The organism is Chryseobacterium sp. X308, assembly GCF_020733145.1.
Taxonomy (GTDB): Bacteria; Bacteroidota; Bacteroidia; order Flavobacteriales; family Weeksellaceae; genus Chryseobacterium; species Chryseobacterium cupriresistens.
In genome coordinates this window covers 20021-40387 of sequence record NZ_JAJFZH010000001.1, presented here as the reverse complement: position 1 = coordinate 40387, position 20367 = coordinate 20021, and the positions used below count along the sequence as shown (strand labels likewise).

Annotated in this window: 20 protein-coding genes; 15 read left to right on the top strand and 5 right to left on the bottom strand. The window is 34.9% G+C overall.

What is annotated here, in order from left to right; translation table 11 throughout:
• Positions 1 to 7 precede the first annotated feature (7 nt).
• Entirely contained in the window at positions 8 to 1720 is a 1713-nt protein-coding gene (recJ, locus tag LIV57_RS00180; RefSeq protein WP_227940877.1) for a single-stranded-DNA-specific exonuclease RecJ, read from the bottom strand.
• A gap of 110 nt (positions 1721 to 1830) precedes the next feature.
• Here recJ and LIV57_RS00175 point away from each other — a divergent pair, with 110 nt between their 5' ends.
• Positions 1831 to 2643, top strand: a complete 813-nt coding sequence (locus LIV57_RS00175) for a M48 family metallopeptidase (RefSeq protein ID WP_137905041.1) — start codon at positions 1831 to 1833, stop codon at positions 2641 to 2643.
• Positions 2644 to 2722: 79 nt separating this feature from the next.
• Here LIV57_RS00175 and LIV57_RS00170 read toward each other — a convergent pair whose 3' ends face one another.
• Positions 2723 to 4345, bottom strand: coding sequence for an ABC-F family ATP-binding cassette domain-containing protein (locus tag LIV57_RS00170; RefSeq protein WP_227940876.1), 1623 nt, complete (start codon positions 4343 to 4345; stop codon positions 2723 to 2725).
• A gap of 121 nt (positions 4346 to 4466) precedes the next feature.
• Between LIV57_RS00170 and smpB the strand changes: the two genes are divergently transcribed.
• The 5 genes from smpB to LIV57_RS00145 all read left to right on the top strand — a co-directional run bounded on the left by smpB (position 4467) and on the right by LIV57_RS00145 (position 9204).
• Positions 4467 to 4925 (top strand): SsrA-binding protein SmpB, encoded by a 459-nt coding sequence (smpB, locus tag LIV57_RS00165; protein ID WP_047427948.1) that lies wholly within the window; start codon positions 4467 to 4469, stop codon positions 4923 to 4925.
• 77 nt (positions 4926 to 5002) lie between these two features.
• Entirely contained in the window at positions 5003 to 6514 is a 1512-nt protein-coding gene (locus tag LIV57_RS00160) for an OmpA family protein (protein ID WP_227940874.1), read from the top strand.
• A 95-nt stretch (positions 6515 to 6609) separates the two neighbouring features.
• Positions 6610 to 7350 carry a YebC/PmpR family DNA-binding transcriptional regulator gene (locus LIV57_RS00155; protein WP_227940872.1) on the top strand — a complete coding sequence of 247 codons (741 nt, stop codon included), beginning with the start codon at positions 6610 to 6612 and terminating at the stop codon, positions 7348 to 7350.
• Positions 7351 to 7407: 57 nt separating this feature from the next.
• A complete protein-coding gene (locus LIV57_RS00150; protein ID WP_227940870.1) occupies positions 7408 to 8232 on the top strand; it encodes a UDP-2,3-diacylglucosamine diphosphatase in 825 nt (274 codons plus the stop codon).
• On the top strand, positions 8233 to 9204 hold the full coding sequence (locus LIV57_RS00145) for a glycosyltransferase family protein (protein WP_227940868.1): 972 nt from the start codon (positions 8233 to 8235) through the stop codon (positions 9202 to 9204).
• On the opposite strand, the gene LIV57_RS00140 is transcribed toward LIV57_RS00145, so the two are convergent.
• The gene (locus LIV57_RS00140; RefSeq protein ID WP_227940866.1) at positions 9193 to 9483 is read right to left on the bottom strand and encodes a GNAT family N-acetyltransferase; all 291 of its coding nucleotides are present in this window, start codon (positions 9481 to 9483) and stop codon (positions 9193 to 9195) included. The two genes, LIV57_RS00145 and LIV57_RS00140, sit on opposite strands and share 12 nt — an antisense overlap.
• Before the next feature lie 19 nt (positions 9484 to 9502).
• Complete coding sequence (locus tag LIV57_RS00135; RefSeq protein WP_227940864.1) at positions 9503 to 9874, bottom strand: helix-turn-helix transcriptional regulator; 372 nt, start codon at positions 9872 to 9874, stop codon at positions 9503 to 9505.
• A gap of 531 nt (positions 9875 to 10405) precedes the next feature.
• Here LIV57_RS00135 and LIV57_RS00130 point away from each other — a divergent pair.
• The 4 genes from LIV57_RS00130 (at position 10406) to LIV57_RS00115 (ending at position 14505) form a co-directional block, all read left to right on the top strand.
• Positions 10406 to 11248, top strand: coding sequence for a GLPGLI family protein (locus LIV57_RS00130; protein WP_227940862.1), 843 nt, complete (start codon positions 10406 to 10408; stop codon positions 11246 to 11248).
• Positions 11249 to 11423: 175 nt separating this feature from the next.
• Complete coding sequence (locus LIV57_RS00125; protein WP_227940859.1) at positions 11424 to 12245, top strand: GLPGLI family protein; 822 nt, start codon at positions 11424 to 11426, stop codon at positions 12243 to 12245.
• 113 nt (positions 12246 to 12358) lie between these two features.
• Positions 12359 to 13675: a hypothetical protein gene (locus tag LIV57_RS00120; protein WP_227940857.1), complete on the top strand. Its 1317-nt coding sequence runs from the start codon at positions 12359 to 12361 to the stop codon at positions 13673 to 13675.
• Complete coding sequence (locus LIV57_RS00115; protein ID WP_227940855.1) at positions 13672 to 14505, top strand: hypothetical protein; 834 nt, start codon at positions 13672 to 13674, stop codon at positions 14503 to 14505. The genes LIV57_RS00120 and LIV57_RS00115 overlap by 4 nt, the downstream gene beginning before the upstream one ends.
• 45 nt (positions 14506 to 14550) lie before the next feature.
• Here the strand turns inward: LIV57_RS00115 and LIV57_RS00110 are convergent, their stop codons facing one another.
• Positions 14551 to 15300 carry an RDD family protein gene (locus LIV57_RS00110; RefSeq protein WP_227940853.1) on the bottom strand — a complete coding sequence of 250 codons (750 nt, stop codon included), beginning with the start codon at positions 15298 to 15300 and terminating at the stop codon, positions 14551 to 14553.
• Between the two features lie 28 nt (positions 15301 to 15328).
• Between LIV57_RS00110 and LIV57_RS00105 the strand changes: the two genes are divergently transcribed.
• From LIV57_RS00105 to LIV57_RS00085, 5 genes are all read left to right on the top strand, one after another.
• A complete protein-coding gene (locus tag LIV57_RS00105; RefSeq protein ID WP_227940851.1) occupies positions 15329 to 16312 on the top strand; it encodes a stage II sporulation protein M in 984 nt (327 codons plus the stop codon).
• Positions 16296 to 17258, top strand: coding sequence for a DUF4013 domain-containing protein (locus tag LIV57_RS00100; protein ID WP_227940849.1), 963 nt, complete (start codon positions 16296 to 16298; stop codon positions 17256 to 17258). Before LIV57_RS00105 ends, LIV57_RS00100 begins: the two co-directional genes overlap by 17 nt.
• A complete protein-coding gene (locus LIV57_RS00095) occupies positions 17251 to 18042 on the top strand; it encodes a DUF4129 domain-containing protein (protein WP_227940847.1) in 792 nt (263 codons plus the stop codon). The genes LIV57_RS00100 and LIV57_RS00095 overlap by 8 nt, the downstream gene beginning before the upstream one ends.
• Before the next feature lie 11 nt (positions 18043 to 18053).
• Complete coding sequence (locus LIV57_RS00090; protein ID WP_227940845.1) at positions 18054 to 19211, top strand: hypothetical protein; 1158 nt, start codon at positions 18054 to 18056, stop codon at positions 19209 to 19211.
• 94 nt (positions 19212 to 19305) lie between these two features.
• Positions 19306 to 20337 carry an AAA family ATPase gene (locus LIV57_RS00085; RefSeq protein ID WP_227940843.1) on the top strand — a complete coding sequence of 344 codons (1032 nt, stop codon included), beginning with the start codon at positions 19306 to 19308 and terminating at the stop codon, positions 20335 to 20337.
• Positions 20338 to 20367 lie beyond the last annotated feature (30 nt).

Genomic DNA, 20367 nt, shown 5'->3' with positions numbered 1-20367 from the left:
ATAGTAATTAATCCCTGAATTTTACATCCTTGATATTAAGATAATGAGTGACATTGCCTTTCCAGTGATTCTCTTCCAGGGTAAAAGCAAGATCAAAATTTTTATTTTTAAAATCTTCAGCAAACTGTCCGAGTTTGAATCCGACACATTCAATATTTCGTCCCGTAGATTCCTGCTTGATATAAAACTTCAGGTGATTATTATCTTTTCCCATGGTTTTTACATATCCGGAAAGCTTCTGATTGGTTAATGTAAAAATAGGCTTCATATTATGAGGCCCGAATGGCGCCAGTTTTCTGTGGAAATTGATAAACTCTCTGTTGATTTCGTCAATTCTTATTTCCGTATCAATCGTAATAGAAGGTTCCTTTTGGTGCTCCTGGATTTTTTCAGAAACAATTCTTTCAAATTTTTCCTTGAAGGCATCAAACTTATCTTTTTCCATCGAAAGTCCGGCGGCAGCATGATGGCCTCCGAATTTAAGGAAATACTCAGAACACATATCAAGAGCTTCATGTACATCGAAATCAGAAACAGACCTTGCAGAAGCTACCATTTCTCCGTTATTACCATCGGTAAATACAAGTGTAGGTTTATAATACGTTTCGATAAGTCTTGAGGCTACAATACCAATCACTCCTTTATTCCATTCCGGGTGATAAACGATAGTAGTATGCTTGGTTTCCTGCTGGGATTCTATAATCTGATTCAGAGCGGAAAGAGTGGAATTCATATCCAGTTCACGCCTTTCATCGTTGAGGTTCATGATATCATTCACAATCTGGTTGGCATGTTTCAGATTGTCGGAAACCATAAGCTCTACAGCTGCTTTACCATGAGAAATTCTTCCGGCAGCATTAATTTTGGGAGCTATTTCAAAAACGATATTGGAAATTTCGAAATGAGAAAGTTTGTCCTCAGGAATCAATAACCTTAAACCAAGATTTCTGGTTTTCCTCAGGGTTTTTAATCCCATTTTAGCCAAGACCCTGTTTTCTCCCGTCATCGAAACAATATCTGCTGCAATGGAAATGGCGAGAAGATCTGTAAGTTCAAATAATTCTGCCTCCGGTAATTTATAAATCGTATTCAGTCCCTGGCAAAGCTTAAAGCCAACACCGCATCCGGAAAGTTCTTTGAAAGGATATCGGCAGTCACTTCTTTTAGGATCAAGAACAGCCGCAGCATTTGGAATCTCTTCACCCGGAAGGTGATGGTCGCAGATAATAAAATCTATACCCAGATTGCTGGCATAGTTGATCATATCAAGTGCCTTGATTCCACAGTCCAGAGCAATGATTAATGAAAATCCATTTTCTTTGGCGAAATCAATTCCTTCTGTGGAAATTCCATATCCTTCAGAATTTCTGTCCGGGATATAATAATCTAAATATTTTTTCTCAACAATTTTGCTGAGATACAGGTACATTAAAGCAACCGCTGTGGTTCCGTCCACATCATAGTCACCATATACCAATATTTTTTCACCGTTTTCAATGGCGGTAGCAATACGCTCTACAGCTTTTTGCATATCTGCCATTAAAAAAGGGTTGTGGATATCGTTAAGGTTCGGTTTGAAGAATTCTCTGGCCTTTTGATAATTGTCAATTCCCCTAAGAACGAGGATTTTAGATTCAAAAGTACCAAAACCAAGTGACGAACTTAGTCTGTCCACAACTTCCTCATCGGGTTCAGGCTTGTAAATCCATTTTTGACTCATTTCACAAAAATAAGGAAAAAAAATAGCATTCAGGGAAGAACTGAAACGAAGTTTTGACTTAATAATTGTTAAAAAAAGACTATCTTCGTGCTCCAAATTTTTAAATGACTATGAAAAAAATTACTCTATGCTTCCTGTTACTGGGAACAGCATGTTCGATCAACGCACAGAAAATTAATCTTGGCAAAGCAGCCGGAATGGTTTCAAATGGTGCAAAAGCCTTAACATTTACCAACGAAGATGCTATTAAATTATCCAAAGAATCAGTAGAATGGATGGATAAAAACAATCCTGTAGCAGGACCGAAAGATCCTTACACTGTGAGACTGAACAGGCTGTTTGGAAAACACAAATCTCAGGATGGTCTGAACCTTAATTATAAAGTTTATAAAGTAAAAGATATCAACGCGTTTGCCTGTGCAGACGGAAGTGTACGTGTATTCTCTTCCTTAATGGATATTATGACTGATAATGAACTGCTTGCCGTAATCGGACATGAGATCGGGCACGTAAAGAATCAGGATACCAAAGATGCTATGAAATCAGCTTATTTGAAGGCGGCTGCATTAGATGCCGCTTCCTCAGCTTCGTCAGATGTAGCTGCGCTAAATGATAGTCAGGTAGGGAAGATGGCAAATGCATTTTTAGATGCTTCGCACAGCAAAAAGCAGGAATCTGAAGCAGATACTTATTCCTATGATTTCATGAAGGCCAATAAGTATGATGTGGTAGGAGCGTATACAGCTTTTAAAAAGTTAGCCTTACTTTCACAGGGAAGCACACAGACTAATTTTGAAAAAATGTTCAATTCTCACCCCGATAGCAACAAGAGAGCTGAATCTATCAAAAAGAAAGCAGAGAAAGAAGGCTTATGGAAAGATCCGGGAACGGTTACTTTACCTGCTGTAAAATTGACGAAATAAATATTATTTATTGTTTAAACGAAAACACCTCAAAGCACTGCTTTGAGGTGTTTTTATATAGATTTTAATGTTGTTCAGATTAAGAATACATTTTCTCTCTTAATTCTTTTACTTTTTTATCAGCAAGGTACTCATCATAAGTCATTTCTCTGTCGATAATTCCGGAAGGAGTCAATTCGATGATTCTGTTACAGACTGTTGACAGCATTTCGTGGTCATGAGATGCCAGTAAAAGGTTTCCTTTAAAGTTGGATAAAGAGTTGTTCAAAGTTGTGATACTCTCAAGATCCAGGTGGTTGGTAGGTTCATCCAATAAAAGAACGTTAGCTTTCTGAAGCATCATTCTACTGAACATACATCTCATTTTTTCACCTCCTGAAAGTACTTTACAGGATTTCAAAGCTTCATCTCCTGAGAATAGCATTCTTCCTAAGAATCCTCTTACGAATTCTTCATGGCGCTCTTCATCATTTTTTGTAAACTGTCTCAACCAGTCAACTAAGCTTAAGTCTTCCTGGAAGAAGTTGGTGTTGTCTAAAGGCATGTGAGACTGGTTTGTTGTCACTCCCCATGCAACTGTTCCTTTATCAGCTTCTACATTTCCAGCAAGAATCTCGAAGAATTCTGTGATGGCTAAAGAGTTTTTAGAAAGTACTGCTACTTTGTCCCCCTTTTTAAGATTTAAATCAATATTTGAGAATAATAATTCCCCGTCTTTTGTTTTTTCAAGACCTTTTACATCTAAAATCTGATCTCCGGCTTCTCTTTCCATTTCGAAAATGATTGCAGGGTATCTTCTTGATGTTGGCTTGATGTCATCGATGTTTAATTTATCAATCATTTTCTTTCTTGCAGTAGCCTGTTTCGCCTTCGCTACGTTAGAACTGAATCTTGCAATGAAGTCCTGAAGTTCTTTCTTCTTCTCTTCAGCCTTTTTGTTTGCTTGGGCTCTCTGTTTGGTTGCCAGCTGAGATGCCTGGTACCAGAAAGAATAGTTACCTGTGTAAAGGTTAAGTTTAGAATAATCAAGGTCACCGATGTGTGTACAAACAGTGTCCAGGAAGTGACGGTCGTGAGATACAACGATTACCGTGTTTTCATAATCAGCAAGGAAATCTTCCAGCCATGAGATGGTATCAATGTCAAGGTCGTTGGTAGGCTCATCCAGAATCAATACATCAGGATTACCGAAAAGTGCCTGAGCCAAAAGAACCTTTACTTTGTCTTTGTTTTCAAGCTCCCCCATTAGCTGCCAATGCATATCCTCGGTGATTCCTACGTTAGAAAGCATGGTTTGCGCATCAGATTCTGCAGTCCAGCCACCCATTTCGTCATAAATTACACCTAATTCACCGGCTTTAATACCGTCTTCGTCAGAGAAATCTTCTTTTGCGTATAACGCATCCATTTCCTCTTTTATCTCAAATAATTTCTTATTACCTCTTAAAACAGCTTCAAGAACTGTAAACTGATCATAAGCAAAGTGATCCTGTTCCAAAACTGACATTCTTTTCCCTGGCTCCAGAGATACATGTCCTGTTGTAGGATCCTGCTTTCCTGTTAGTATTTTCAGGAATGTAGACTTTCCCGCACCGTTTGCTCCGATGATTCCGTAGCAGTTTCCTTTGGTAAACATAATATTTACCTCGTCAAAAAGAACTCTTTTCCCGAATTGTAAAGATAAGTTAGATACTGTTAACATATAGTTTTGTAAATTTGGCGCAAAAATACGAAAAGAATTTGGGTATTTTGTAATAATATAATAGTCAAGTTTTTAAATGTACGGTATTTTTTATATATTTCATTAACGAAATTTTAAAATGATGAAGATTGAGAAAACAGTTAACATATTAAACAAAAGAGCCCGTTTTGAATACGAAATTCTTGAAGAATATGAAGCCGGAATGGTTTTAACGGGTACCGAAATAAAATCTTTACGTTCATCCAAAGCATCGATCACAGAATCGTTCTGTCAGTTTATTGATGGGGAATTGTACATCATCAACATGATGATTGATGAGTACAAATTGGGAACTTTTTACAACCACAAAACAAAAAGGGAACGGAAATTGCTCTTGCACAAAAAAGAATTACAAAAACTTGAAAAAAAGTTAAAGGATGCCGGGAACACCATAATACCTTTAAAATTATATATCACCGACCGAGGGAAAGCAAAGGTGCTGATAGCGCTTGGTAGAGGGAAAAAACTTTTCGATAAAAGAGAGGCGATAAAAGATAGAGAAAATAAACGGAACCTCGACAGAATATTAAAGAAAAGTTAAAAATCATTTGAAAAACTTTGTATATAAAGAAAAATTATATTTATTTTGCATTATCAATTATTTAATCATTTAATTCTATGAAAAATCTAAAATTAGGAATTTCAGCATTGGCGCTTACTGTTGCCTCTACTGTTTTCGCACAGACTACCAACAATCCGTGGTTAATCGGAGTTGGTGCTCATGCTGAAAACCACGTAGCAGCAAGAAGTAACTTCAGTAATACGTTCTCTGCTAACAATTTGACAAAAAGTATGTTCAATGTGAACAACTTTTCTATTACACCTCCACTATCTAAGTTAACAGTTGCTAGAAACGTTGGTAAAGGTTTAGTAATTGACTGGCAAACTTCTGTTGGAAATGTTGAAAACAAAAGATTCAACATGGGGAAAGAATTTTTCCTAATGACAGGTCTTGGTTTCCAGGCTCACGCTGCAGGTCTTTTATGGAACGAAGAATCTTGGTTTGATCCATATTTAAGAGTTGGTGCTAACTACTTAAGACATGACTATACAGCTCTTACTTTCCCTAGAACATCTGTTGATGATAACGGTAACCCAATCGAAACTGTAACAAATGGTAAGGATGGTAACGAAAACGGTAAAGCTAACCACTTTACTGTAGCTACAGGTGCTGGTGCTAACTTCTGGGTAACTAAGAACTTCGGTCTTGGTGTTCAGGGAGATTATGTATCAACTCCAGGTGACAAATCTACTGTTGCTAACTTCTGGCAAGCTTCTGCTTCCATCTTATTCAGATTCGGAAACAGAGACAGAGATAAGGATGGTATCCTAGATAAAGATGACCTTTGTCCAGATACTCCAGGTTTACCAGAATTCCAAGGATGTCCTGATACTGACGGTGACGGAGTTCCAGATAAAGACGATCAATGTCCAGAAGTGGCTGGTCCGGTTGAAAACAACGGATGCCCTTGGCCAGATACTGACGGTGATGGTGTAATCGACAAAGATGACGCTTGTCCTACAGTAGCAGGTCCTGCTGAAAACAACGGTTGTCCTTGGCCAGATACAGACGGTGACGGTATCTTAGATAAAGATGATGCTTGTCCTACTGTTCCAGGTCTTCCAGAATACAACGGATGTCCTAAACCAAAAGATGTAATCGCTAAAGAAGCTACAGGAGCTCTTAAAGATATCTTATTTGATTTCAATAAAGCTACTATCAGACCTGAATCTAGTGCTAAATTAGATCAAGCGGCTACAATCATTAAGCAATCTAACGATGGTACATTCTTAGTAACTGGTCACACAGATAAGAAAGGTGCTGATGCTTACAACTTGAAACTTTCTAGACAAAGAGCTGCTTCAGTAGTAGGTGCTCTAGAATCTAGAGGAGTTAATGCTAACCAGTTAAAATCTGTAGGAGTTGGAGAAAGAGACGCTACTGTTTCTGAAAAAGCTTCTGATGCAGAAAGAATGGTTGACAGAAAAGTAGTTGTTGAAGCTGTAAACGGTGCTGCTTGGGATGCACTTAAGAAATCTGATCTAGAAGTTGTAGAGAAGAAGACTGTAGTGAAGAAAGCTAAAAAAGCTCCAGCTAAGAAAAAAGCTGCTGCTAAAAAGAAAAAATAATTAATTTTTCTAAATAATGAATACCTCCAATTTGATTGGAGGTATTTTTTTTTTGTGGACTTTTGAGTAATTTTGTTGGAAATTTAAAAATTAAAATGGGAAGAGCATTTGAATATAGAAAAGCTTCTAAAATGGCCAGATGGGACAAGATGGCCAAAACATTCTCTAAAATAGGAAAAGATATCGCACTGGCAGTAAAAGCTGGAGGAGCAGATCCTGAATCTAATCCTGCCTTGAGAAGATGTATCCAAAACGCAAAAGGGGCTAACATGCCTAAGGATAATGTTGAAAGAGCAATTAAAAAGGCAAGCGGTGCGGATGCAGAAAACTATGAAGAAATCACTTATGAAGGTTACGGACAAGGTGGTGTTGCTTTTTTTGTAGAATGTACTACAAACAATACTACAAGAACGGTAGCCAATGTAAGAGCTATCTTCAATAAGTTTGACGGTAACCTTGGTAAAAATGGTGAATTGGCATTTATCTTCGACAGAAAAGGAATTTTCACCATAGATTTAGCTCAGATCAAAATGGATTGGGATGATTTTGAAATGGAAATGATTGACGGAGGAGCAGAAGATGTAGAAAAAGATGAAGAAGAAGTAATGATTACCACTGCTTTTGAAGATTTCGGTTCTTTATCTCACAAATTGGATGCGCTTGGAATTGAAGCAAAAAGTGCAGAACTTCAGAGAATTCCAAATAATACGAAAGAAGTGAACGCAGAACAGTTCAAAGCGAATATGAAAATGCTTGAGCGTTTCGAAGAAGATGATGACGTGCAAAACGTTTACCACAACATGGAAATCACAGAAGAGCTGATGAACTCTTTATAAAAAATAATATAGCATTCATATACAGTTAATTTTCAATTAGTTTCTTTGTACAAAACTATGAAAAGAAACGTTGAATTGGTTGTTATATCGGATGTTCATTTGGGAACTTATGGATGTAAGGCTAAAGAATTGCTAAGGTATCTCAATTCCATCCAGCCTAAAACTTTAGTTTTAAACGGTGATATTATCGATATCTGGCAGTTTAAAAAGTCTTACTTCCCTAAACCTCATTTGAAGGTAATCAGAAAGATACTTTCACTGGCTACCAAAAACACAGATGTCTATTACATTACAGGCAATCATGATGAAATGTTCCGTAAGTTCACAGATTTTGAACTGGGAAAACTTAAAGTCTGTAACAAGATCTGTCTGAATATCGATCAGAAAAAAACCTGGATTTTTCACGGTGATGTTTTCGATGCATCCGTCCAGCATTCCAAATGGATCGCCAAACTCGGCGGAAAAGGTTATGATCTCCTTATTATTATCAATAATGTTGTAAATTGGTTCCTGGAAAAAATGGGTAAAGAGAAATACTCATTTTCCAAAAAGATCAAAAACAATGTGAAAAAAGCGGTAAAATATATCGGGGATTTTGAATTGACAGCTTCTGAGCTGGCTATTGACAATCAATATGATTATGTGGTATGCGGGCATATTCACCAGCCGCAGATTCGTGAGGTTGTTAATAAAAAAGGATCCTGCACTTATCTGAATTCCGGTGACTGGATAGAAAATCTTTCTGCTTTGGAATATCATAATAAACAATGGAGTATTTTTTATTATGATGAGCATAAACATTTACTGAAAGATGATGAAGCAGAAGAAATCCCGGAGATGGATAATTCTGCTCTTTTAAAAATTGTAACTAATTTTTCTTAAATGAAGATTCTGTATGCATTCCAGGGTACCGGAAACGGACATATTGCCAGGGCACAGGAAATTATTCCTCTTCTCAAAAAGCATGCGTCTGTGGATACCTTGATCAGTGGCCATCAGTCGCAATTGAAGGCTGATTTTGCTATTAACTTTCAATACAGAGGCATTTCCCTTCTTTATAATAAAACAGGAGGTTTATCTTACCGAAAAACATTTACCGAAAATAAATTCTTTGAAGCCGCTAAAACAATCAGAGAACTAGAGCTGTCACAGTATGATTTAATTATTAATGATTATGAACCTCTGACAGGCTGGGCTTCCAAACTGAAAAAGCTTCCGTTGATAGAACTCAGCCATCAGGCTTCTATGAGTTTTCCTGAAACACCCAAACCAAAGGAAAACGATTTTCTGGGAGAAATGATCCTGAAATATTATGTTCCCAGCGAAAGAAAAATAGGATTTCATTTTGAAAATTATCATCCACAGATCAAAAAACCGGTGATCAGGAGAAAGATCAGAAACCTTAATCCTTACAAACAGGGATATTATCTTGTTTACCTGCCTAGTTTTGCAGATGAGAATATCATCAAGGTTTTAAGAAAAATTCCTGTGGAGTGGAAAGTTTTTTCAAAATACAGCAAAGTACAGGTGAAAATAAAAAATGTAGAAGTATTTCCCATTGATGAAAACCAGTACCTGAAATATTTTGAAGGCTGTGACGGAATTTTGTGCAATGCAGGTTTTGAAACCCCGGCAGAAGCACTGTTTATGGATAAGAAACTATTTGTGATTCCTATCCACAATCAATATGAGCAGGAATGCAATGCATGTGCTCTGGATAAAATGGGAATTCCCAATTCCAAGGTGTTAAATCTTCAGGAAATAATGGAATGGGTAGCATCAGATCATCATCTCAGAGTAGATTATCCGGATGATATTGAGGATATCCTGGTAAACGAGGTTTTAATTCTTTAAAAAGATATCGTCCACATCACTCATTCTCATCATCACAGACCTTGCATAAGAACAATGCGGATATACTTTCCAATTGTTTTCTCTGGCAAATCTGATGGCTTCTTCCACTAAAAATTTTCCCATTCCTCTGCCTTCAAATTCGGGATGTACCAATACAAAAGAAATAATAAATTTATGATCTTCAGGGAAAATAGTGTAGGTAAGCCTTCCGACTTCTTTTATTTCGTTATTTAAAATGATAACTCCGCCGTTCCCGGATTTATTGTTTTCAAATTTCATTGCAGTAAAAAATTTGTTATTATTGTTTTTCCAATATTTTTATACGCTTTGTAAGTTCCTGAATCTCTTTTTTTAGAAGGTTAATATATTCCTGCTGGTTTTGAAAAAGAAATTCAGGAATGTTATAAAAGTAATTGTTGCTAGCGGAATAATTACCAGAAATATTGTCATAATTATTTACCTGATGAATATTAGCTGCATCATCCTCTTTTATATCTTCTACAGAAGTGTTCAGTGCCTCTGCAATGCGCTCCCATTCTTCGTTTGAGATTTTAATTTCTCCCTTTTCTCTTCTATGGTATTGCGATTGCGTCATATGCAGTATTTTGGCCATGCTTTCCTGCGTGTATTCTTTGTCCTTTCGGGCTTTGATAAGTTTATTTTTGATCATACTTGTGTTTTTATGTTGATACAAATATAGTATTTTACGGATTAGATAAATATAAAACAGTCATACCTATATCTTTTTTTAGTTCATGAGTATTTTTTTATTACAGAAAAAATATTATTTAATAATTATAATTAGTATTTATGTGGTAAAATCACATAAAATTCACATAAAAATCATGGATTTATTTCATTCTTGTTTGATATATTTGGAATGGTAAAAACACACAAAACAATTTAAAAAAAAATTATTATGAGAAAAATTAAATTACAAAAGGTACATCTGCATGATGCAAAACCATTATCCAGAACAGAATTGAAAAACGTTTTTGGAGGTAATACTCCGACATCCCCTGGCGGCGGCGGTAATTATAAATGCTGTTCAAATAATAGTGATAGATGCAGTGAATGTGTATATATCGACAGTAATCCTGTTTGTAGTACTGGCTCATATGTTGTGAAATGTTAGATTATTGCCACCATTTATAATAGCTATAATGGTGGCTTTTTATGTAATCTTATAACTTAGTTTTTAATGATGAAAAAAAAACAAATTTTATTTATTCTGATTATGTTTTATGTATGTTCATCTATAAAAGCACAATATATTCGTTTTATGTACGAATATAGATCAGTTCCTGATACTCTTCAGAAAGATAGTATCATTAAAGAAGTTATGTTTTTAGATGTGTTACCCAATAAAAAATCCATTTTCTATAATGGGAAAAGATTTATTTCAGATTCAACAATGAAAGCTGATGCTAAAAAAGGAGTGATTACAATGCCGGATAAAACTATCAGCACATACTATATAATCAAAAAAAATTATGCAGACTCAAAAACAACTATGGTTATTGATGATCTTTCGACGATCTTAAAATTTCTTGTTGATGAGAATGTCAAATTGGATTGGAAAATCCTTACAGATAAACAACTTATTAATGGATATGATTGTCAAAAAGCCACTGTGGCTTTTGGAGGAAGATTTTGGTATGCTTGGTTTACCAACTATTTTCCATTTAATGATGGACCTTATAAATTTCAGGGGTTACCTGGCTTAATCGTAAAAATAGAGGATGCTCAAAGGTACCATATTTTTCAATTAAAAGGGGTGAAAAAAATTAATCAAGATTCATTGTATGAAGACAATGTCCAAAGTAATAAAAATATAAAAAGACTTAGCAAAGACAAATTTATAGCTTTCTACAGGACGTACCGAAAAGATCCTGCGAGAGAATTTAGACAAAAAGCAATGAATGGAATGATTTATTATGAATCTGCTGAAAAAAGACGTGAGCATATTATAATGGTTCAAAAGCTACGGGAAGAAAAAATTCTTCATGATAATAATATAATTGAAATCAATTGGATAAAATAAATGGTTGCAGATGAAATCACTAGTAACACAAAATTGTATGTAAAATCAGACAATGGTTAAATACTTTACGAGCATATGTTGAAGTAAGCTAACCAGTCAATAGTAACATGGAAATATGATACAAGAAAAATGTAAATGACCTGATTTTCCTCCTTTCCTTTATACATTACAAATAATGAAAAATATTCTATTTTTTCTTCTTATCATTAAAAATATTAATGCTCAAAATAAGAGATTTATATATGACTATCAATTTGTTTCGGATTCTACAAAACACTCAGAAATAAAATCTGAAACCATGTATCTGGATATTAGGTCAAATGGGTCTGTCTATTATAGCAGTAGTGCTTATGTGAATGATTCAACTATGATTGCTGATGCAAAACTGGGAAAAATGACTATGCCTGAAGGAAAAATTAATGAGCGTGTATGCAAAAATTACCCTGATTATAAAACTTTTCTTTGTACGAAATTCTATATAGAAAAATATAAGGTTTTAGACGAAAGGCAGCAAAATTGGAAAATACATAAAGTGAAGGATAAAATAAGCGGTTTTAATGTCCAAAAGGCCAGCCTGGATTTTGCGGGAAGAAAATGGATAGCTTGGTTTACCACAGAAATCCCAATCCAAGATGGACCTTATAAGTTTCATGGATTACCTGGTTTAATATTGAAAATTGAAGATGAGACGAAAAGCCATTGTTTTGTATTGAAGGGCATGAGGTCATTATCTAACAATACGGTTTATCCTAATATTGATCAATCAAAAAAAGAAATAGAGATTAATCAAAGGAAATATGGGAAGTTATTTAAAGAATACAGACAAGATCCTGTAAAAGATTTAAAACAGTTATTTAATGAAGGGAAAATGGTGAGTTATACTGACAGATCCGGAAATATAGTTACTCCCTCACAAATAATTAAAAATTTAGAATCTGAGCGCAAGAGGATGATGTTAAAGGACAATAATATTATAGAGCTTGACTTATTACAATAATTTTCTTTCAGTTATAGATAAGATAATTCAATCAGATTTTATTTTGAAGAAACAGTAACAGTTGGAACTTAATATAATCCGATGGAGTTAGATGGTCGTTAAATACACAAAAAATGATATTCCTTTCGGCGCAACCAGATGACACTTACTTTATATGGCAGCTGGAAATACAACTGAGAAACTTTCGTTCCTTAGGAATTTTAAAAGAAAAAATTCATATTGTGATTGGTTACCATCCAATAGTAGGATTGAAGTCTGATTTTAAGGTGTTCATTCATAATAATAAGGATTTTGCTCTTTTTTTTCTTTACCCCGATACGAGGAAAAGGAAGAAATACCTTTCTTCCATAAGACCTCATTTGCTGAAAAAGCATTGGAAACAATTTCCATTTCTGGAAAATCATTATATTTTTTATCATGATTCTGATATTTTGTTAAGCAGGATTCCAGTTGTTGATACTAATGCTATGAATTATGTTTCCGATACACGCTCTTACCTGAACTGTCAATATATTACCTCAAGAGCCGATACTGATCTTCTGTATAAAATGGCTGAGTTGGTAGGAATTACGGTAAAGACAGTCTTTAGAAATGATGATCATGCGGGTGGAGCCCAATATCTTTTACACGATATCTCCTCTGAATTCTGGGATAAAGTAGAGGAAGATTCTGAAAATATTTTTAATTTACTTACTCAGTATAATACAAAAGAAAAGCAGAAAAAAATAAATCTTCAGGATTATCTGCCAAAAGAAATCCATGCATGGTATGCTGATATGTGGTCTGTACTCTGGAATCTATGGTTTTTTAATAAAGAAGTCCGGATACATGAAGAAATGAACTTTTCATGGCCCACATATCCTATTGAATATTGGAAGACCAACCCAATTCTTCATTATGCTGGTGACCATGAAGATAAAAAACAATTTTTTTATAAGAGAGATTATGTACATTATGCCCCATGGTATGATGAAAATTTACATTTTATTCCTGATACAAACTGTAGTTTCCCAATTATCGAACTTATAAAAAAAAGCAGAGAGGAACGTGATGCTCAAAGACTAGAATTAAGGAATATTACATTTTCTTTTATGGAAGATATTGGAAAGAAATATTTTAATAAGTATTTCTTTACCAAAGAAAATCAGAACATTATTGAAATCTTCAATTCTATAATAATTCCTGAAAGTCTAGTAAAAGAGATCGATACTCTATTAAAAGACGAAAGTTATACAGAAATACAATTTACTAAAGTTTATATAGTAGATCAGCTCTTTACAGAAGCTTTTAGAAAAGCGTTGGATGTTATGATTTTAGAGCTGAATAAAGGAAAATTTTCTTTACAGGATACTGATACTATTATAAAAATTAAAGAAAGCTATAATACATGGCCTCTTAGAATTACTAAAGAAATTTACCTTTTACAATGAATGTTGGCTTGCTCAATGGTTTATCAGGAGAAGCTCTCCGACTATTCTTAAGTAAAAATGAAGCTTGTCATAAAAAAGGGATGGCTTTGATGGATTTTATTGCTGAAAAAATATTTTCTTGTAAAGATTATAGTTTTGAAAATGGGATTACGGGATTCGGCTGGCTAATCGCTTTTTTGCATCAAAAAAAATACTTGAACATTAACAGCGATGAAATTTTAGAAGATGTGGATGATCAGATTTATAAAATAACACTTTCTTACATTGGGTATGAAGAACCATATATTGATCAGGTATTAGGGTTAGTTAACTATTTTTTGATTAGATATAGGAATAGCAACGTGGGGGAAAATTATTACAGGAAATTTGCTCATTCGGAATGTCTAAATTTACTCTTCAATTATCTCATAAGCTACATTGAAAATTGTATTCGTGATACTCATATTACCTCTTATGAATTTAACGTTTGCTGTAAAATTTTACTAAAGCTGGGATATAGTACTGAGTATATAAGCTTTAAAAATGTAAACGATCAATTAATTGAATTTCATATTCATTTTATTCTTTTGTATGAGGCAAAAATCAAAACATCCAAAGACTTTGGAAACGAAGTATATACTGAAGGATTGCTGTACCTTCTTTTGTCTGCGAAACAAAAAAAGTATGAAATTCTCGAGCAAAGACTTCTTTATATAGGCAAAAAAACAGGGAAATTATTCCTGCAGCATTTTATGTACAAAATATATTCTAAGGGAGAATTTAATTATTCTTTATTAGAAGGTAAAAAATTATTGTTCGTACTCACCAATTATATAGACGAAGAAATATAATTATTTAAGTATTAGTATGGTAAACATTCATTGTTTAATACCTACCTAATTATCTTTCCCCGTATAATAATTATAATCTTTGATAATTACACCGATGAACTGTCTTTCCGTCATTTTAGTGGGATCTATTTCCAGTTTCAGAATACTTTTAATTTTATCGGATAGTTTACTGATGATCTGGCGGTCATCTGCTTTCAATGCTTTGGTATAATTGTCTTTGATAATTCTCATATCATTATCACTCAAAGCAATCACCTGAGGGAAAGAGGGAATATAATTTTCATGGATATTCTCCAGAATGGTATGGGAGATATTAATATTGTTCTTTAAAGAAATAACAGCTGTTCCGGAAGCGATATCACCCAAACGCTGATTGTTTTTAGAAACAATCATAGAAATAAGTCCTACTACTCCGGCAAATGAAACATCTACAATTCTGAAAACCCACCGGATCATATAATCTGCGAAACTGGCCTGGTAGCCGTCAATTTTCACCACTTTTATTTTCATGAGTCTTTTACCGGGAGTCTGGCCTTCCATCAAACTTTCCAATACAAGAGGATAAACGTAAACAGGAAAAGTAAGGACAAGATATACCGCACGTATCGACCAGCCATCAAGACCATTCAGAAGATATCCCAAATCAAGAATATTGAAGAACAGATACAGGATAGCAACTACATAAGCAATCCTGATCAGAAGATCAATAATGAAGGCAAGCATCCTTTCTCCTACACCTGCAACAGTAAAATTAATATTTACATTTTGTGAGGTATTTATCGCAATTTGAGACATATTTTTTATTATTTTAGCCTTAATAATTATGAGAGAAGTTTATTTCATTAAACAAAATAAAGAAAAATGGTTGGGAATCGAACAGGTTATTCAAGGGAAAGTTAAAAAAAATCCTGATGACCTGTCTTCATTGTATATAAACCTGATCAATGATCTTTCTTTTGCCCAGACTTATTATCCCAAAAGCAATACTACCGTTTATCTGAACCATTTATCTGCCCAGATTTTTCAGAAGATTTATAAAACAAAAAGGGTAGAGGAGAACAGGCTGGTTTATTTTTTCAAAACCGAAGTTCCGCTGCTGATGTACCAGTATCGGAGATATCTGATGTATGCTTTCCTCTTTTTCATTTTATTTACATCAATAGGAGTGCTTTCCGCCATTTATGATAAGAACTTTGTGAATATTATACTGGGCGAAGAGTATGTGAATGAAACGATCGAAAATATTAAAAATAATAATGCGGTAGGCATTTATCAGAGCGGAAGCACCTGGGGAAGTACAATCGGGATCATTTTTAATAATATTCAGGTTGGAGCAAAGTTGTATATTTACGGTATTGCCGGAGGAGTGGGAACATTGTTTGCACTGCTCTCCAACAGTGTGATGCTGGGTGCTTTTCAATATTTTTTCTATGATTATGGAGCATTGAAAGACAGTGCAAGAGGAATATGGCTTCACGGAGTCTTTGAAATTTTTGCCATGGTTGTGGAAGCAATGTGCGGATTGATTCTGGGAGCTTCTATCTTATTTCCGAGAACGTTTTCAAGATTTAATTCATTTAAAAAAGGATTTAAAGATTCATTTAAAATATTTTTGAGTACGGTTCCTTTCACTATTTGTGCAGGGATTATCGAAGGATATGTCACCAGACACGCATTGAAGATGCCTTTACTATTGAACCTTATCATCATTTTTGGCTCACTGGCAATTATTGGATACTACTATTTTGTATATCCGTCTGTTGTTTACAAAAAAACTAATAAACACATCAATGATACAATTTTATAAAAAAAGGGACTTCGGAACTTTTATCAGTGATAGTTTCAATTTTTTCAAATTATACGGGAAGAATTATTTTAAAAACTATATTCTGATCAACGGCTTGCTTTTGATTTTAATGGTAACTGTTGTTATTTTTGGATATAAGGAACTGTTTTCACAGATATTCGGATCTAATCTTGAAGGTGAAACCTATTATTTTGAACAGTATTTTTCAGAAAATTCCGGAATGCTGATCACAGTAGGATTACTGACTTTCCTGCTTTTCATGGTCCTGATGATTGTCAATTATCTGTATCCTGTTTTTTATTTAAAAAGAATTGCACAGGGTGCAGAAAAAATAAAGACTGATGAAATTCTCGGCGACTTTAAAAACAATGCCGGAAGAATTGGAAAACTATGTCTGGGAATGATCTTTATCGTTACTCCAGCCATTTTATTTGTAGTGGGCTTTTCGTATATCCTGGTTCTTATCATTATCGGATTTTTTCTGATTCTGCTTCTGTATCCCACGATATTTAATTTTACTACATTTCTGATGTATGATTATTTTAATTCGGACCGAGGGTTCTGGGGAAGCTTGAGCTATGCTTTGCGTTCTCAGTTTTCTTATCCCAATGGAAGTGAAAAATCACCCTACTGGAAATATTGGGGAGCTGCATTTGTGATGTTTATTATCATGTACATTACAACCTCTATATTTACGTTTATGCCGATGATGTTTTTTTACGGATCACTTCTTACCACTACACCGGACGGAAATTTTGAACAGAATCCTTTTACCGGAACTGCCGGAATCCTTTTTTTTGTATTCTATGGAGTTTCTATGTTACTTTCATTTTTTCTTTCCAACCTTATGTATGTGAATGCGGGATTAATGTATTATGACAGCAGAACAGATCTTCACCAGAAAGTTGAATTGGCCGAAATAGACACGATTGGAATCAATGAATAAAACTCTTTTTTTCATACTGCTTTTCTTTTCTCCCGGGCTGGTTCATGCTCAGGATAACCCTCCTGCTTCTGATGATCTGGTAGATTCATTGTACACAACCGGGCATTACAGAAATATGCTGCGTGCAGATTCTGTACTGATGAAATATCCGGTATCGGAGAATGAAGTGTACCCGAAAACGTTTAAAGAGAATATTCCGTCAAGATATAAAGGAAATGAGTTTGATTATTCCGTTTCAAAACCGAGAGAATCTTTCTTTCAAAAGCTGATGCGGAAGATCAATCAGATCATACAGGGGATCTTTGGGGATACAGCACTCACGAAGTCGGCGGAACTCACTACGGTTCTTATCAGGCTGTTTGCCATTATTCTTGTTGGATTTCTGCTTTATTTCATCATCAGATATATTATGGGAAAAGACGGGAATTTTATTTTTGGTAAAAAGAATAAAAAGCTGGATCTTAATGTGCAGGAACTTCATGAGAATATCCATGAAATTAATTTTCCTGAAAGTATCGCGAAATTTGAACTTGCAGGAGATTACCGTTCAGCAGTCCGTTATCAGTTCCTGTTTATTCTTAAAAAGCTGAGTGATAAAAAACTGATCAACTGGAATCCGGAAAAAACCAATAAAGATTATACTGCAGAGTTAAAAGCGGCCCACCTGAAAAATGACTTTTCTGATCTGTCCTATATTTTTGATTATGTCTGGTACGGAGAATTCAGTATTGATGAAGAGAACTACCGGAAATTTAAAAATCAATATCAGGCCTTTAAACCATAACAATAATAACCATGAATAAAACTTTCAAAACATATGCTGTAATTTTCGTCATTGTGATGATTATTCTGGCATTGCTTGAAGTTAACAAAAAAGAAACGACAGACTGGCGGAAGAATTTTGATATCAACGAAAAATCTCCGTTCGGGTTGTTTGTTTTTAATAAAGAAGCCAACAATCTTTTTAAAAATAAGCTGAAGAAGATTGAGCAGGTTCCTTACGAATATTACAGCCAGCACAAAAAACAGGCTCACAATATTGTCGTCATTGAAAATAATCTTGACAGAGAGTCCTGGCATAAAATTCTGACTCAGATATCTGAAGGCTCAGATGCATTTCTGATGGTAACCCGTATGCCTAAAGAAATTTCAGACAGTATCGGATACTATGATTCAGAGATCTCCTTTGAAGAAGAAAATGTTCTGAAGCTTACCGACAAAAAATTTCAGAATGATTTTATAAAGCTGGATAAATTTCCATCAGGCAGAGGATTCTCATTCATAAAACCGGGAGTGGAAGTACTGGGAAAAACGGTAGAGAAAAAGAATACAGATCAGGCCAATTTTATTAAGGTGAAGTTTGGTAAAGGATATATCTATGCTCATACCGAACCTCTTTTCCTGACGAATTATTATCTTCTGAAACCCGGAAATGTAAAATATGCTCAGGACGTATTTTCATATCTTCAGGATAGGGAAACCCTTTGGTTTGTCTCAAACAAAAGCTATGAATCGCGCTTTTTTATGAGATTTATATTGTCAAATCCGGCTCTAAAATATGCATGGTGGGTATTTTTAGGAGGGATGGTTCTTTTTATCTTTTTTAATGCAAAAAGAAAGCAGAGAATAGTACCTGTAACAGAACCTTTGAGAAATACTTCCCTGGATTTTGTGAAAAGCATTGGAAATCTGTATCTTCAGGAAGGCGATTTCCATGATATGATGGCCAAGAAAGCTCAATATTTCCTGAACAAGGTAAGAATGGATCTGTTGATAGACACCCGGAATTTAGATGAAGAATTCGCGAAAAAATTACAGTTGAAAACCGGGAAAACGATGGAAATGATCAATGAAGCTATGGTACTTATCAAAAAAGCCCAGGATCCTTACGCCAGCGTAATGAAAGAAGACCTTACAAGGATCAATAAGCTCCTTGATGAAATACTTAAATAATATAACAATAGAAATAACCTAACAATGTAGATTTGCTCAATGCTGTCACCCTTCAAAGGAATACACTGTTAGAATGATAAATAAAAATTTTATTATGGAAAACCTGGATAACCCCAACATAGAAAATTCAAACTCTATTAATCTTAATAAGCAGGAGGAGCAGTTTCAGTCGAGAATTGATATGATTGAACTTCGTGCAAGTTTGGAAAAAGTAAAATCTGAGATCGGAAAAGTGATCGTAGGGCAGGAGAAAATGATTGAACATCTTTTGGCAGCTTTGCTTTCAAACGGACATGTTTTGATTGAAGGTGTTCCGGGAGTGGCAAAAACAATCACTGCAAAACTATTAGCCAAAACCATTGATGTAGGTTTCAGCAGAATTCAGTTTACACCGGATCTTATGCCTTCCGATATTTTGGGAACATCCGTATTCAATGTGAAAAACTCAGAATTTGAATTTAAAAAAGGACCTATCTTCTCCAATTTCATCCTGATTGATGAAATTAACAGATCGCCGGCAAAAACGCAGTCTGCATTATTTGAAGTCATGGAAGAAAGGCAGATCACGATGGACGGTACACGATATACTCTTGAGGAACCTTTCCTGGTGATCGCTACACAAAACCCTATTGAACATGAAGGAACGTACAGGCTTCCGGAAGCGCAGCTGGACCGTTTTTTATTCAAAATCAATGTAGGATATCCTGATCTTGAGCAGGAAATTGCGATCATTAAAAATCAGCACGAAAGCAAAAAAGAAGATAAGACAGAAGGAATCAACCGCGTGATCACAGCTGAACAATTGAAAAACTACCAGCATCTGGTAAAAGAAATTATTGTGGAAAGCCAGCTGATGGAATATATTGCTAAAATTATCATCAATACCAGAGAAAACCAATTCTTATATCTGGGAGCTTCACCACGAGCTTCATTGGCACTTCTTACGGCATCAAAGTCATTTGCCGCTTTAAGAGGCAGAGATTTTGTGACTCCTGAAGATATTAAAGAAGCAAGCTACGCCGTATTAAGACACAGAGTCATCGTATCTCCGGAAAGAGAAATGGAAGGTCTTAGCGCAGATGAAATTATCCGTCAGATTTTAGAAGGAATAGAAATACCGAGATAGAACAATAGGTAGTAGATGGTAGGTAGCCGG

What these genes read in the sequence shown, in the direction of transcription:
- LIV57_RS00145 (WP_227940868.1), top strand. Translation starts at nt 8,233, where the DNA reads ATGAAGATTCTGTATGCATTCCAGGGTACCGGAAACGGACATATTGCC.
- LIV57_RS00130 (WP_227940862.1), top strand. Translation starts at nt 10,406, where the DNA reads ATGATGAAAAAAAAACAAATTTTATTTATTCTGATTATGTTTTATGTA.
- recJ (WP_227940877.1), bottom strand. Translation starts at nt 1,720, where the DNA reads ATGAGTCAAAAATGGATTTACAAGCCTGAACCCGATGAGGAAGTTGTG.
- LIV57_RS00100 (WP_227940849.1), top strand. Translation starts at nt 16,296, where the DNA reads ATGATACAATTTTATAAAAAAAGGGACTTCGGAACTTTTATCAGTGAT.
- LIV57_RS00085 (WP_227940843.1), top strand. Translation starts at nt 19,306, where the DNA reads ATGGAAAACCTGGATAACCCCAACATAGAAAATTCAAACTCTATTAAT.
- LIV57_RS00095 (WP_227940847.1), top strand. Translation starts at nt 17,251, where the DNA reads ATGAATAAAACTCTTTTTTTCATACTGCTTTTCTTTTCTCCCGGGCTG.
- LIV57_RS00120 (WP_227940857.1), top strand. Translation starts at nt 12,359, where the DNA reads ATGATATTCCTTTCGGCGCAACCAGATGACACTTACTTTATATGGCAG.
- LIV57_RS00110 (WP_227940853.1), bottom strand. Translation starts at nt 15,300, where the DNA reads ATGTCTCAAATTGCGATAAATACCTCACAAAATGTAAATATTAATTTT.
- LIV57_RS00090 (WP_227940845.1), top strand. Translation starts at nt 18,054, where the DNA reads ATGAATAAAACTTTCAAAACATATGCTGTAATTTTCGTCATTGTGATG.
- LIV57_RS00115 (WP_227940855.1), top strand. Translation starts at nt 13,672, where the DNA reads ATGAATGTTGGCTTGCTCAATGGTTTATCAGGAGAAGCTCTCCGACTA.
- LIV57_RS00125 (WP_227940859.1), top strand. Translation starts at nt 11,424, where the DNA reads ATGAAAAATATTCTATTTTTTCTTCTTATCATTAAAAATATTAATGCT.
- LIV57_RS00140 (WP_227940866.1), bottom strand. Translation starts at nt 9,483, where the DNA reads ATGAAATTTGAAAACAATAAATCCGGGAACGGCGGAGTTATCATTTTA.
- LIV57_RS00160 (WP_227940874.1), top strand. Translation starts at nt 5,003, where the DNA reads ATGAAAAATCTAAAATTAGGAATTTCAGCATTGGCGCTTACTGTTGCC.
- LIV57_RS00150 (WP_227940870.1), top strand. Translation starts at nt 7,408, where the DNA reads ATGAAAAGAAACGTTGAATTGGTTGTTATATCGGATGTTCATTTGGGA.
- smpB (WP_047427948.1), top strand. Translation starts at nt 4,467, where the DNA reads ATGAAGATTGAGAAAACAGTTAACATATTAAACAAAAGAGCCCGTTTT.
- LIV57_RS00155 (WP_227940872.1), top strand. Translation starts at nt 6,610, where the DNA reads ATGGGAAGAGCATTTGAATATAGAAAAGCTTCTAAAATGGCCAGATGG.
- LIV57_RS00170 (WP_227940876.1), bottom strand. Translation starts at nt 4,345, where the DNA reads ATGTTAACAGTATCTAACTTATCTTTACAATTCGGGAAAAGAGTTCTT.
- LIV57_RS00105 (WP_227940851.1), top strand. Translation starts at nt 15,329, where the DNA reads ATGAGAGAAGTTTATTTCATTAAACAAAATAAAGAAAAATGGTTGGGA.
- LIV57_RS00175 (WP_137905041.1), top strand. Translation starts at nt 1,831, where the DNA reads ATGAAAAAAATTACTCTATGCTTCCTGTTACTGGGAACAGCATGTTCG.
- LIV57_RS00135 (WP_227940864.1), bottom strand. Translation starts at nt 9,874, where the DNA reads ATGATCAAAAATAAACTTATCAAAGCCCGAAAGGACAAAGAATACACG.